The sequence below is a fragment of the Xanthobacter luteus genome, assembly GCF_040049235.1.
GTDB lineage: Bacteria > Pseudomonadota > Alphaproteobacteria > Rhizobiales > Xanthobacteraceae > Xanthobacter.
Genome location: NZ_JBDZDO010000004.1, coordinates 298458 through 311264 on the forward strand (window position 1 = coordinate 298458; position 12807 = coordinate 311264).

12 protein-coding genes are annotated in these 12807 nt (G+C 69.8%); 5 read left to right on the forward strand and 7 right to left on the reverse strand.

Going from position 1 to position 12807, the window contains the following annotated elements; genetic code table 11:
• Nucleotides 1-21 precede the first annotated feature (21 nt).
• The 6 genes from ABLE88_RS14745 to ABLE88_RS14770 all read right to left on the reverse strand — a co-directional run bounded on the left by ABLE88_RS14745 (nucleotide 22) and on the right by ABLE88_RS14770 (nucleotide 4654).
• Nucleotides 22-891, reverse strand: coding sequence for a GNAT family N-acetyltransferase (locus tag ABLE88_RS14745; protein ID WP_348832442.1), 870 nt, complete (start codon nucleotides 889-891; stop codon nucleotides 22-24).
• On the reverse strand, nucleotides 888-2198 hold the full coding sequence (locus tag ABLE88_RS14750; protein WP_348832443.1) for a GGDEF domain-containing protein: 1311 nt from the start codon (nucleotides 2196-2198) through the stop codon (nucleotides 888-890). Before ABLE88_RS14750 ends, ABLE88_RS14745 begins: the two co-directional genes overlap by 4 nt.
• A gap of 303 nt (nucleotides 2199-2501) precedes the next feature.
• Nucleotides 2502-3221, reverse strand: coding sequence for a pyrimidine 5'-nucleotidase (locus tag ABLE88_RS14755; RefSeq protein ID WP_348832444.1), 720 nt, complete (start codon nucleotides 3219-3221; stop codon nucleotides 2502-2504).
• 35 nt (nucleotides 3222-3256) lie between these two features.
• The gene (locus ABLE88_RS14760) at nucleotides 3257-3616 is read right to left on the reverse strand and encodes a lysozyme inhibitor LprI family protein (protein WP_348832445.1); all 360 of its coding nucleotides are present in this window, start codon (nucleotides 3614-3616) and stop codon (nucleotides 3257-3259) included.
• On the reverse strand, nucleotides 3613-4344 hold the full coding sequence (gene queC, locus ABLE88_RS14765; protein WP_348832446.1) for a 7-cyano-7-deazaguanine synthase QueC: 732 nt from the start codon (nucleotides 4342-4344) through the stop codon (nucleotides 3613-3615). Before queC ends, ABLE88_RS14760 begins: the two co-directional genes overlap by 4 nt.
• Nucleotides 4345-4351: 7 nt before the next feature.
• Nucleotides 4352-4654, reverse strand: coding sequence for a BolA family protein (locus ABLE88_RS14770; protein ID WP_348832447.1), 303 nt, complete (start codon nucleotides 4652-4654; stop codon nucleotides 4352-4354).
• 194 nt (nucleotides 4655-4848) lie between these two features.
• Here ABLE88_RS14770 and ABLE88_RS14775 point away from each other — a divergent pair, with 194 nt between their 5' ends.
• The 5 genes from ABLE88_RS14775 (at nucleotide 4849) to ABLE88_RS14795 (ending at nucleotide 10157) form a co-directional block, all read left to right on the forward strand.
• The gene (locus ABLE88_RS14775; RefSeq protein WP_348832448.1) at nucleotides 4849-5475 is read left to right on the forward strand and encodes a J domain-containing protein; all 627 of its coding nucleotides are present in this window, start codon (nucleotides 4849-4851) and stop codon (nucleotides 5473-5475) included.
• A gap of 106 nt (nucleotides 5476-5581) precedes the next feature.
• The gene (gene cobS / locus ABLE88_RS14780) at nucleotides 5582-6565 is read left to right on the forward strand and encodes a cobaltochelatase subunit CobS (RefSeq protein ID WP_348832449.1); all 984 of its coding nucleotides are present in this window, start codon (nucleotides 5582-5584) and stop codon (nucleotides 6563-6565) included.
• Between the two features lie 52 nt (nucleotides 6566-6617).
• Complete coding sequence (gene cobT / locus ABLE88_RS14785; protein WP_348832450.1) at nucleotides 6618-8501, forward strand: cobaltochelatase subunit CobT; 1884 nt, start codon at nucleotides 6618-6620, stop codon at nucleotides 8499-8501.
• Nucleotides 8502-8509: 8 nt separating this feature from the next.
• On the forward strand, nucleotides 8510-9553 hold the full coding sequence (locus tag ABLE88_RS14790) for an esterase-like activity of phytase family protein (protein WP_348832451.1): 1044 nt from the start codon (nucleotides 8510-8512) through the stop codon (nucleotides 9551-9553).
• Nucleotides 9554-9749: 196 nt separating this feature from the next.
• Nucleotides 9750-10157, forward strand: a complete 408-nt coding sequence (locus tag ABLE88_RS14795) for a NifB/NifX family molybdenum-iron cluster-binding protein (protein ID WP_348832452.1) — start codon at nucleotides 9750-9752, stop codon at nucleotides 10155-10157.
• A 39-nt stretch (nucleotides 10158-10196) separates the two neighbouring features.
• On the opposite strand, the gene gyrB is transcribed toward ABLE88_RS14795, so the two are convergent.
• Entirely contained in the window at nucleotides 10197-12620 is a 2424-nt protein-coding gene (gene gyrB, locus ABLE88_RS14800) for a DNA topoisomerase (ATP-hydrolyzing) subunit B (RefSeq protein WP_348832453.1), read from the reverse strand.
• Between the last annotated feature and the right edge of the window lie 187 nt (nucleotides 12621-12807).

Below are 12807 nucleotides of genomic sequence, written 5' to 3' on the forward strand. Positions count from 1 at the left end.
GCGCCAAGGGAAAAGACCGCTTCAGCCGAGCTCGAACGTGGTGATGCCGAAGATCCGGGCGAGCGGCAGATCGGGCGCCGGCCCGCGGTACATGCGGGCGGTCTCGAACACCGGGGCAAGGCCGATCTCGGCGGCGAGCGCCGCGCCGGCACGGTTGGGCTCCGGCACATCGAGGAAGATCGGCCCCGCGCCCGCCGCCTGCGCGAGGGCGCCCAGCAGCGCGCGGGCGCCGGGGGCATGGTCGCAGAACAGCGGGCCGATCTTGGCGCCCTCCCGACAGCGCCGCACCACCCCGTAGCCGCGCACGGCGCCGTCCTCCACCAGCGCCAGCGAACGGCCGAAAGGCGGGCGGAGCCAGGCCCCAAGGAAGGCCGGCCGGGAATAGCCGAAGCAGCCGAGATCATAGGTGGCGACCGCCGGGTAAAGCTCCGGCCCGATGGGCCGGATGGCCGCGCCGGGCAAGGCTGCGCCAAGCTCGGCTGCGCCGAGGCGGGCGGCGCCGCCGAAACGCACGTTGCGGTGCGCGAGGCCGAAGCCCGAGCGGGCATAGTTCGCCTGCTGGGCGACCACGCCGTCGAGCCCGACCACCCGGCCGTCGAGCCGGGCCATCGCCTGCCGCCACAAAGCGAGGCCGAAGCCACGGCCGCGCAGGTCCGGTCGGCAGATGTAGAAGCCGAGGAAGGCGAAGCCACCCTCATAGGTCACCGCCGAGAGGGTGGCGGCGAGGCGGCCGTCCGGCTCGAACAGTCCGAGGAAGCCGGTGGGATCCTGCGCGAGGAACGCGTCGGCGTCGGCAAGGCCGGGATTCCAGGCCTCGCGCGCGGCCCAGTCCACGGCGCGCTCCACCTCGCCTCGGGTGAGCGCCCGCACCGGCGCACCGGCGGCCGTCATTGCTGCTCCGAGCTCTTGCGTCTGGTCTGGCGCGGCTTGGCCGGGGCGGCTTCGTCGTAGAAGCGCGGCAGCACCACCACCCGGTTGCGGCCGCCGCCTTTGGCGGCGTAGAGCGCGCGGTCGGCGCGCTCGATCAGCGTCGCCACCGTGCGGTCGTCGGCGAGGCGGAAGGTGCCGCCGATCGAGGCATGGACCGCGAGCACGGTGCCGTTCACCTGGACCGGCTCGGCGCGGATGGCCGAGAGCAGCTTCTGCGCCACCAGCTCGGCGCCTTCGGCATCGGTGCACGGCAGAAGGATGGCGAATTCCTCGCCGCCCACCCGCGCCGCCAGATCCCCCGCCCGCAGCGCCCCGGCGCAGCGCCTGGCCATCTCGGAGAGCACCTTGTCGCCGGCCGCATGGCCGTAGCGGTCGTTGATGGATTTGAAATGGTCGATGTCGAGCATGAGGATCGACATCTGCGTCGCCGCCGAGAGCGCCGCGGAGAAGGCGCGCTCCGCCTCCTCGAAGAAGCGCCGGCGGTTGTTGAGGCCGGTGAGCTCGTCGGTGCCCGCGAGATGGCGCAGCTCCTCCTCGAGGCGCCGGCGCTCGGTGACGTCCCAGAACACGACGATGTAGGTCGAGCCGATGAAGCGGAAGCGGAATTGCACCGTGCGGCGGGCGCCGTCGCGGCAGAGCACCTCCCATTCCGCCCGCTGCACCTCGCCGGGCCGGGCGCGCACCTGCTCGCACCTGTCGCGCCATTCGCGGATCGCGCGGGCGCGGGCGGCATCGTCCGGAAAGCCGCGCTCCCACCAATCGTCGTGGTGCGGCAGGTGGCCCTGATACTCGTAGCCGAACAGCTCGTCGGAGACCGTGTTGCAGAACAGCTCCCGGAAATTTCCGTCGTAGATCTCGACGCCCACCGGCAGCGAGCGGACGATCTCCTCGAGCATCACGCCGAAATTCTCGATGCTCGGCCCGGCGCGCTTCTGGCTGGCGGCCTCGGCCGCATGCGGCCGCAGGGTTAGCACGCACAGATTCTGCTCGGGGATGCGGGCCGGCTTGAAGCCGAGCGTGGCGAGGCCGGACCGCGTGCGACAATAGAGTACCAGCTCGCTGGCGTTCTCGACTTCGCCGGAGATCAGCGGCTTGAGCCGCCCGGCGGCGTAGGCGCCCAGGAAATCGGCCAGGTCTCCTTGAAGATCGAGCGATCCGAGCAGGCTGCGCGCGCGCAGATTGCCGCGCACGATGCGTCCGTCTCCGGCATCCACCACGAGAAGTGGAACCTGAACCAGATCGACCCAGGCCAGGCTGTCAGCAGTCATGCAAGAGAAGCCGCGAAATCCAAGATTGGCGCCGCCTCGATCGAGATTGGCACGAATGCCCGGCGCGCATGTGTGACACATCGCCGCCCGGCTGCCCCGCCCGATCCTGTCGCTCGCATCAAATTCCGCCGAATTCGAGCAAATCGAAGGCGCAGGAATGCGATCCGGATGATTCGCCCCACCCTCGAACGAAACCGCAGAACCCCGGTCAAGCGCAGTTCGACACGGTCGATGCAGGCTCAAGGCTCCAGTCACGCGGGGCCATGGCAGCAGGCTCAACCGTTGATCGTCAAGTGCAATCTCTTAAACTGCGGCGATCCGCTCCAGGAAACCGGCGAGATCGTCGGTCACGTGGTCCACATAGGCCGCCTCGCGGCCCTCGAACTCCCAGCTCTCGCGCGCCTCGATTCGTTCGCCCGGCGCGACCACCAGAACCGTCGTCATGCCGAGCCGGTGCGGCACTTCGAGATTGCGGGCGAGGTCCTCGAACATGGCGGCGCGGCGCGGCTCCACGCCGTGCGCCCTCAGGAAGCGCAGATAGGCCTCCTCCGTGGGCTTGGGGTGGAACTCGGCGGCGACGATGTCGTGCACCGCCGCGAAGTGCCCGCCCATGCCGAGCTTCTCCAGCACGTTGCGGGCGTGGCGTTCCGAGCCGTTGGTGTAGACCAGCTTCTGGCCCGGCAGCGCCTCCACGGCCGCCGCGAGCCGTGGCGACGGATCGAGGCCTGAAAGGTCCACGTCGTGGACGTGGGCGAGAAATGCCGCGGAGTCGACGCCATGCTCCAGCATCAGCCCGCGTAGCGAGGTGCCGTAGCGGCGGTAATAGTCCTTCTGGAGCGTGAAGGCCTCTTCCGGTGTGATGCCGAGAAGGTCGGTGATGTAGGCCTTCATGCGGGCGTCGATCTGCGCCCACAGGTCGTGGCGGGCCGGATAGAGCGTGTTGTCGAGGTCGAACACCCAGGTCTCCACGTGCTGGAAACCGGCGCCGGCGTCGGCGGCGTCGCGTCGGGGATCGGCGGTCATCAAGGGCCTCGCCTGGTGGGCGCCGCGGTCGCCGTTCAGAACGGGCCGCGCGAATAGAGGTCGTCAAGGCGCCGTTGCAGCTCGCCGATGCGCGCGCGATAGACGCCGCGGAGGCAGACGGCGTCGCTGCCGCAGACCGAGCGCGCGCCGAGCCAGGCGCGCTGGGTATCGCGCAGGTCCGCGCGATTGCCCATGGCCGAGGTCTTGGTGAGCACGTCGTACATCACCGACATTTTCACATCGAGCTGGGCGAGGTCGCAGTCGGCGCAGACGGCGCGCTCGTCGGGCGCGGCGTTGGTGGCGCAGGTGAAGCTCTGCGCCAGGGCCGGCGCGGTGCCGGCGAGAACGGCCGACAGCGCGAGCGCCGCGCACGTGAAGCGGGTGGGCAGGATCATCGGGAAGGGCCCTTCAGGCTGGAGCGATAGCGGGCAAATCCGTCGGCGCGCAGGCTGCAGGCGGGGCAGGTGCCGCACCCGTAGCCCCACTCCCGCCGCTCGCCGCGCTCGCCCAGATAGCAGGTGTGGGTCTCCTCGACGATGAGCTCGACGAGCGCGCCGCCGCCGAGGTGCTCGGCAAGCCGCCAGGTCTCGGCCTTGTCGATGAACATCAGCGGGGTGTGCAGCACGAAGCGCCGCTCCATGCCGAGATTGAGCGCCACCTGGAGCGCCTTGATGGTGTCGTCGCGGCAGTCGGGATAGCCGGAGAAGTCGGTCTCGCACATGCCGCCGACGATGTGCCGCAGGCCGCGCCGGTAGGCGAGCGCGGCGGCGAAGGTGAGGAAGACGATGTTGCGGCCCGGCACGAAGGTGTTGGGCAGGCCGTTGTCCTCCATCGCTATGGCGACGTTGCGGGTGAGGGCGGTCTCCGACAGCGCGCCGAGCACCGACAAATCGAGCAGGTGGTCGGCCCCGAGACGGGCCGCCCAATCGCCCTTCAGCCCGGCGAGCGCCTCGCGCAGCACCGGCCGGCGCGCCAGCTCCACGCGGTGGCGCTGGCCGTAATCGAAGCCGACGGTCTCGACGGTGCCGAAGCGCTCCAGAGCGTAAGCGAGGCAGGTGGTGGAATCCTGCCCGCCCGAGAACAGGACGAGCGCGCCTTCCTCGGCGATCCCCGCAGCGCGCATGGCGGATCTATTCTCCCGGCGCCTTGGCCTCGATGGTGATGGCGTGCAGCCCCTTGGCGATCTCGCCCTGGAGCAGGGCGTTCACCATGCGGTGGCGCTCGATGCGGCTCTTGCCGGAGAAGCCTTCCGCCACCACCCGCACGCGGATGTGGGTGACGCTGCCGTCGCCGCGCCCGGCCGGGCCGCGCTCCAGGTGGCGCACGCCCGCGTGGCCGGCGTGCTTGTGGCTCTCGTCCACGAGGTCGAGCGCAAGCGGGCTAAGGCCCTGCTCGAGGGTCTGGCGGATGGTGGAAAGATGCGTTTCGCTCATGACCGAACCAATCTGTGAAGCAAAGCTGCCGGCGGCAATGGCCCGCGCCGATGGCGCGGTCGCCGTTCGCATACTATATGTGCCTTGCGCCCGTGCTGCCATCCATGCGGGCGGCCGACGCCGCTCAGCGGCCCGGACCTGCCTCCCTCTCAATTTCTTGCGGTGCCGCAGAGCGGCCCGCATAATCGACCGCCATGAAACTCGACTCCCCGCTCTTCGACCGCATCCGCGTCAAGCCCGGCGACGACCGGACGCGCCGCACCACGCAGATCGCGTGCTGCGAATGGGCGGGCTGTGCCCAGGCGGGGACCCACCGCGCGCCCAAGGGGCGGCACCGGGAGGGCCAGTACTGGCGCTTCTGCCTCGACCATGTGCGCGAGTACAACCAGTCCTACAACTATTTCGCCGGCATGACCGATGACGCGGTCTGCGCCTACCAGAAGGACGCGCTCACCGGCCATCGTCCCACCTGGACCATGGGCGCCAAACCAGGCGCGCCCGGAAGCCCCCACGGCGCCGCCTCGGCCGGCTTCCGCGCGGCGGGCTACGGCGATCCGTTCGGCTTCGCCTCCGAATTCGGCGAAACCGTGCAGCCGGAGCGGCGCGAGGCAGAAGGGCGCACCATCCGCACCGCCGAGCGCCGGGCGCTCGAGGTGATGGGCCTCGAAATGTCCGCCGGCGCGGGCGAGATCAAGGCGCGCTTCAAGTCCCTGGTGAAGCTGCACCATCCCGACGCCAATGGCGGGGACCGCTCGGCCGAGGACCGGCTGCGGAACGTGATCCAGGCCTACAACAGCCTGAAACAGGCGGGATTTTGCTGACCGGTCCTCAGGAACGGTCGGATCCAACGGCCACGGCGCGCCCGCGGGCGCGCCACGGCGAAGCAAGAGCAGCAGGCGGCGCGCAGGGCGTGCCCACGGAGGTTTTATGAGTGCCACCGAGACCCAAGCGCCTACCCCGGACATGAAGGTGTCGGTGCGCCAGACCTTCGGCATCGACATCGACATGGAGGTGCCGGCCTTCTCGGAGCCGGACGAGCACGTGCCGGACTTCGACCCGGACTATCTGTTCGACCGCACCACCACCCTCGCCATCCTGGCCGGCTTCGCCCACAACCGCAGGGTGATGGTCACCGGCTATCACGGCACCGGCAAGTCCTCGCATATCGAGCAGGTGGCGGCGCGGCTCAACTGGCCGTGCGTGCGCATCAACCTCGACAGCCACATTTCCCGCATCGATCTGATCGGCAAGGACGCCATCGTGGTCAGAGGCGGCATGCAGGTGACCGAGTTCCGCGACGGCATCCTGCCCTGGGCCTATCAGAACAACATCGCTCTGGTGTTCGACGAGTACGACGCCGGCCGCCCGGACGTGATGTTCGTGATCCAGCGCGTGCTGGAGAGTTCCGGCCGCCTGACCCTGCTCGACCAGAGCCGGGTGATCCGCCCCCACCCCGCCTTCCGCCTGTTCGCCACCGCCAACACCATCGGCCTCGGCGACACCACCGGCCTCTATCACGGCACCCAGCAGATCAACCAGGCGCAGATGGACCGCTGGTCCATCGTCACCTCGCTGAACTATCTCGCCCACGACAAGGAAGTGGACATCGTGCTCGCCAAGGCGAAGTACCTGCGCACGCCGGAAGGGCGCGACACGGCGAACCGCATGGTGCGCCTCGCCGACCTCACCCGCTCGGCCTTCATCAATGGCGACCTCTCGACCGTGATGAGCCCGCGCACGGTCATCACCTGGGCCGAGAATGCGGAGATCTTCCGCGACATCGCGTTCGCGCTCCGGGTCACCTTCCTCAACAAGTGCGACGAGCTGGAGCGCCCGCTGGTGGCCGAGTTCTACCAGCGCTGCTTCGGGCAGGAGCTGCCCGAGAGCACGGTGAACGTCGCCTTGTCCTGACCCCGACGTGCCCGGCCTCGCGCCGGGCCGTCTTGCTGACGAAGAGCCGCACATGGCCCCCACCAACCGCACCACCCCCAAGGGTCCAAAGGAAGCGCCCGTCGAGCCCTTCAAGCGCGCGGTCTCGGCCTGCTTCAAGGCGGTGGCTGGCGTGGCCGAGTTCGAGGTCGCCTTCGCCGCCGAGCGGCCCGCGCTCGGGCCGGACCGGGTGCGCCTGCCGGAGCCGCCGCGCCGCCTCTCCGCCCGCGACGCGGCGATCGTGCGCGGCCATGCCGACGCCCTCGCCTTGCGCCTCGCCTGCCACGACCCCGCCACCCACCGGAAGATGCTGCCCTCCGGCGACACCGCGCGGGCGGTGTTCGAGGCGGTGGAGCAGGCGCGCGTCGAGGCGCTCGGCGGCAACCGCATGACCGGCATGAAGACCAACCTCTCGGCCATGCTCGCGGACCGCTACCACCGCGGCAATTTTGCCGACATCTCCGACCGCGCCGACGCGCCGATCTCCGACGCCATTGCCCTGATGGTGCGCGAGCGCCTCACCGGCGAGCCGCCGCCGGCGGACGCGCGCAAGATCGTCGATCTGTGGCGCGACTACATCGAGGAGCGCGCCGCGGGCGACCTCTCCCGCTTCGCCGACAATCTGGAGGACCAGAAGAAATTCGGCGAGATCGCCCGCGACCTCCTCTCCTCGCTCGACATGGGCGAGGAGAGCGGCCTCGATTCGGAGAGCGAGGACCAGGACGCCGAGGGCGAGGGCGGCCAGGACGACCAGAGCGGCGAGGACGGCGACGCCCGCGAGGACGACGGTCAGCAGGGCGCCACCGAGGTGGAGGCCGAGCTCTCCCAGGAGGAGATGCCGGAGAGCGCCATGGAGAGCGACGCCGCCCCGCCCGCCGACATGCCCGACGCCGACGACATGGGCGACAGCGACGAGCCGGCCGAGCCGTGGCAGCCGCGCCCCTCCATGAGTCATGACAATAAGGGGCCGGAATACCACGCCTTCACCACCAAGTTCGACGAGGAGGTCTCGGCCGAGGAGCTGTGCGACCCGGAGGAGCTGGCGCGCCTGCGCTCTTATCTGGACAAGCAGCTCTCGCACCTCCAGGGCGTGGTGGCGCGCCTCGCCAACCGGCTCCAGCGCAAGCTTCTCGCCCAGCAGAACCGGGCCTGGGAATTCGACCTGGAGGAGGGCATCCTCGATCCGGCCCGGCTCTCGCGCGTGGTGACCGATCCCACCGCCGCGCTCTCCTTCAAGCGCGAGCGCGACACCGAGTTCCGCGACACGGTGGTCACCCTGCTGATCGACAATTCCGGCTCCATGCGCGGCCGGCCCATCACGGTGGCCGCTACCTGCGCCGACATCCTCGCCCGCACGCTGGAGCGCTGCGGCGTGAAGGTGGAGGTCTTGGGCTTCACCACCCGCGCCTGGAAGGGCGGGCAGTCCCGCGAGGCCTGGCTCGCCGCCGGCAAGCCCGCCGCGCCGGGGCGCCTCAACGACCTGCGCCACATCGTCTACAAGTCGGCCGACGCGCCCTGGCGGCGCGCCCGGCGCAATCTCGGCCTGATGATGCGCGAAGGCCTGCTGAAGGAGAACATCGACGGCGAGGCGCTCGACTGGGCGCACCAGCGGCTTCTGGTGCGCACCGAGGCGCGGCGCATCCTGATGATGATCTCGGACGGCGCGCCGGTGGACGACAGCACCCTTTCCGTGAACGCCGGCAACTATCTGGAGCGGCACCTGCGGCACGTCATCGGCCAGATCGAGAACCGCTCGCCGGTGGAGCTGATCGCCATCGGCATCGGCCATGACGTCACCCGCTACTACAAGCGCGCGCTGACCATCGTCGACGCCGAGGAACTGGGCGGCGCCATGACCGAGAAGCTCGCCGAGCTGTTCGGCGACGAGGCCGTCGGGCGCCGCGGCCGGCTGCACTGAGGCGGGCGATGGTTTGGCCCGTCGCGCCGCGTCTTTGCTGGGCCTTGGGGCGCGTGGGCGCCGGCGTGCTCGCGCTCGGCCTGCTTTTGGGCCTCATCGCCGCCACCGCCTTCACCAAGCCGGGCGCGCAGCCGCAGGAGAAGGTGCCGGTGACGGTCGAGGCCCGTCCCCTCGCGTCCTTTTCCTTCCACGACCGGGGGCTGCGGTTCGGGGCGCTCGAATTCCGCGGCGGGCTGGTGCTCAGCTCGACCTTTCCCGGCTTCGGCGGCATCTCCGGCTTCGTCTTCGAGGACGCCGGCCCGCGCTTCCTCGCCGTGACCGACGCCGGTCTGTTCCTCGAAGGCCGGCTCGACCTCGATGGCGACCGGCCGACCGGGCTCTCGGACGTGAGCGCCATTGCCATCCGCGACGCGAGGGGCCAGCCGATCGCTTTTTCAGGACAGGGGGACGCCGAGAGCCTGACCCTGTCCCGGGATGCCGCCTTCGTCGGGTTCGAAGGGCGCAACGAGATCTGGCGCTATCCGAGGTTTCCGCTTGGGGCCTCCGGGGCGCGGGTGGACGCTCCGGCGGTCCGCACGCTGGCCGTGAACAGGGGCCTGGAAACCCTGTTTCATGTCCCCGCCGGTCCGCTCAAGGGTGCCCTCGTGGGCATTTCCGAAGAGAGCGCGACGCGGGCCGACGTGCTCGACGGCTTCATCGTCGGCGGGCCGACGCCGGGCAGCTTCACGATCCGGCGGCACGATGCCTTCGCCGCCACCGACGCGGCGCTCACGCCGGACGGGGACGTGATCCTCCTGGAGCGCCACTACACCCGCGCCACCGGCGTGAAGATGCGCCTGCGCCGCTTTGCGCTCGCCGAGGTGAAGCCCGGCGCGGTGATCGATGGCGCGCTGCTCGGCAGCTTCGACATGGGCTACGAGATCGACAACATGGAGGGTCTCGCCATCTCGACGAACACCGCCGGGGAGATGCTGCTCACCATCGTCTCGGACGACAATTTCAACCCGCTTCAGCGCACCCTCCTGCTGCGCTTCGCGCTGGTGCGGGACTGAAATGCGCGTCCCGGAACGGGACGCGTCGGCGCCCGATCGGGAACGGCCCGGGAACGCAGCGGGTCCGAATCGCGGCGCGGCTGGCATTCGCGCTCCGTTCCCGCCGCCGGTCGATCCGCAATGCACCGGATGGCGCCGCCCCCTTGGGCATGCTCTGCTTTTTGTCGAAGCTTGAGCGAGGGGAGCGGCCAATCCCATGAAAATTGCGATCCCGACCGCTGACTGGGTCTCGGTCGGCGGCCATGCGGGCAAGGCGCGGCGCTGGCTGGTCTACGATCTCTCGGGCGCGGACCCGGCAGGCCACGGTCCGGAAAGCCCGCTCCCGGAACCGGACCGGGTGGAGCTCGAGAAGGACCAGGTGTTCCACCATTTCGCCGACGACCGGGCCCATCCGCTGGACGGGGTCGCGTTGGTGGTGGCCGGCAGTGCGGGCGACGGATTCCTGCGCCACATGAAGGCGCGCGGCGCCGAGGTGCTGCTGACTGGCGAGCGCGATCCCGCCACCGCGCTCCGGAAGATCCTCGAGGGGGCGGCGCTGCCGGACCGGCGCTTCGACGTCACCACCGCCTTGTGCCAGGTGCGCGACCTGTTCTCGCGCCACTGAGGCCGGGCGGCCCGCCTTGGTCCGGCGGCGCCGCGGCGCTCACACGTCGACGCTGGCCTTGAGCGCGTTCTCCTGGATGAACTCGCGGCGCGGCTCCACCAGATCGCCCATGAGGCGGTTGAACAGATCGTCGGCCGCGTCCACTTCCTTGATCTTCACCTGGAGCAAGGAGCGGGCGGTCTTGTCGAGCGTGGTCTCCCAGAGCTGGCCCGGATTCATCTCGCCGAGGCCTTTGTAGCGCTGCAAGGACAGGCCCTTGCGGCCGGTGTCGGTGACCGCGTCGAACAGGTCCACCGCGCCGAACAGGACATGCTCGTCGCTCTTGCGCTTGAGCGTCGCCGCGCCGGCGAACACCCCGTCGAGGTCGCGCGCGAGCGAAGCGAGGCGGCGCGCATCGGGCGAAGCGAGGAAGGCGGCGTCGAGCCGCGCCACCTCCTGCACCCCGCGCACGGTGCGCGAGAAGGTGTAGCCGGCCTCGTCGGCGGTGCCGGTCCAGCCGCGCTCGGTCTCGTCCGCCAGCGCGTCGAGCCGGCGCGCCACCTCGGCCACGGCCGCCGCGATGCCCTCCGCCTTGAGGGCCTCCGCCTCCAGCGCGCCGGCGAGCGCGGCCTGCTCGGCCACCGCCTTCTTGTAGCGCGGGTGGAGCGCGTTCAGCGCTGCGCGGAACTGGCGCGCCACCTCCACCACCTGGGCGAGGTCGGCGCCGGCGCGCACCTCGCCGGACGTGAGATGCAGCGCGGCCTCGTCGAGGCCGGCGGTGATGAGATAGTCCTCGAGCGCGTGCAGGTCCTTCAGGTAGGTCTCGGACTTGCCGCGCGCCACCTTGTAGAGCGGCGGCTGGGCGATGAAGAGATGCCCGGCCTCCACGATCTCCGGCATCTGCCGGAAGAAGAAGGTGAGCAGCAGGGTACGGATGTGGGCGCCGTCCACGTCGGCGTCCGTCATGATGATGATCTTGTGGTAGCGCAGCTTCGAGATGTCGAAGTCGTCGCGGCCGATGCCGGTGCCGAGCGCGGTGATGAGGGTGCCGATCTGCTCGGAGGACAGCATCTTGTCGAATCGCGCGCGCTCGACGTTGAGGATCTTGCCGCGCAGCGGCAGCACCGCCTGGAAGGCGCGGTCGCGGCCCTGCTTGGCGGAGCCGCCGGCCGAGTCGCCCTCGACGATGAAGATTTCGGACTTGGCCGGGTCCTTCTCCTGGCAGTCGGCGAGCTTGCCGGGCAGCGAGGCGACGTCGAGCGGGCTCTTGCGGCGGGTCAGATCACGCGCCTTGCGCGCGGCCTCGCGGGCGGCGGCGGCCTCCACCACCTTGCCGATCACGTTCTTGGCCTCCGCCGGGTTTTCCTCGAACCAGTTGGAGAGCGCCTCGCCGATCAGGCTCTCCACCACCGGGCGGACCTCGGAGGAGACCAGCTTGTCCTTGGTCTGGGAGGAGAATTTCGGGTCCGGCACCTTCACCGAGAGGACCGCGGTGAGACCCTCGCGGCAATCCTCGCCGGTGGGATCCACCTTCTCCTTCTTGGAGATTCCGGAGGCATTGGCGTAGCCGATCACCTGCCGGGTCAGCGCCGCGGCAAAGCCCGTGAAATGGGTGCCGCGGTCACGCTGCGGAATGTTGTTGGTAAAGCACAGAACATTCTCGTGATAACCGTCGTTCCACGAAAGGGCGGCTTCCACGGTGATGCCGTCGCGCTCGGCGCGGATCACGATGGGCTTCTGGAGCAGCGCCGACTTCGAGCGGTCGAGATACTTCACGAACGCTTCGACGCCGCCCTCATAGTGCAGCTCCTCGCGCTTCACCTCGGGGGTGCGCCTGTCGGTCAGCACGATGAGCACGCCGGAATTAAGGAAAGCGAGCTCGCGCAGCCGGTGCTCCAGCGTGGCGTAGTCGAACGCGATGTGGGTGAAGGTCAGCGGGCTGGGCGTGAACGTGACCTTGGTGCCGCGCTTGCCGGCCGGCGCCGGGCCCACCACCTTCAGCGGCGCTTCCGCGTCGCCGTGGCGGAAGCGTATGAAGTGCTCCTTTCCGTCGCGCCAGACGGTGAGGTCGAGGGTGGTGGACAGCGCGTTCACCACCGAGACGCCGACCCCGTGCAGGCCGCCGGAGACCTTGTAGGAATTCTGGTTGAACTTCCCGCCGGCATGCAGCTGGGTCATGATGACCTCGGCGGCGGAGACCCCTTCCTCCGGATGGAGGTCGGTGGGGATGCCGCGCCCGTCGTCGGTGACGGTCACCGAGCCGTCGGCCTCCAGCGTGACGGTGACCTCCTTGGCCCAGCCGGCCAGCGCCTCGTCGATGGCGTTGTCCACCACCTCATAGACCATGTGGTGCAGGCCCGAGCCGTCGTCCGTGTCGCCGATATACATGCCCGGACGCTTGCGAACCGCATCCAAGCCCTTGAGAACTTGGATGGATTTCGCGCCGTAATCGTCGGGAGAGGCGGCGGGGACGGGTTCGGCCATTTTTGTGTCTCGAATCGCTGGAACGTCTTGAAAACACTGTAGCGCAAAGGCGCGGTCTTTTGGTGGCGGGGCGGCTGCCGAACGCGGCGGAATTGCGTGCTGCGGGAGGGCGCCTGGCCCGCCTTCCTATGGCACGCCGGGGCGCCCCCGCGGCGGCGGCGGGATACCACTCTTTGCCGGCCAAGGT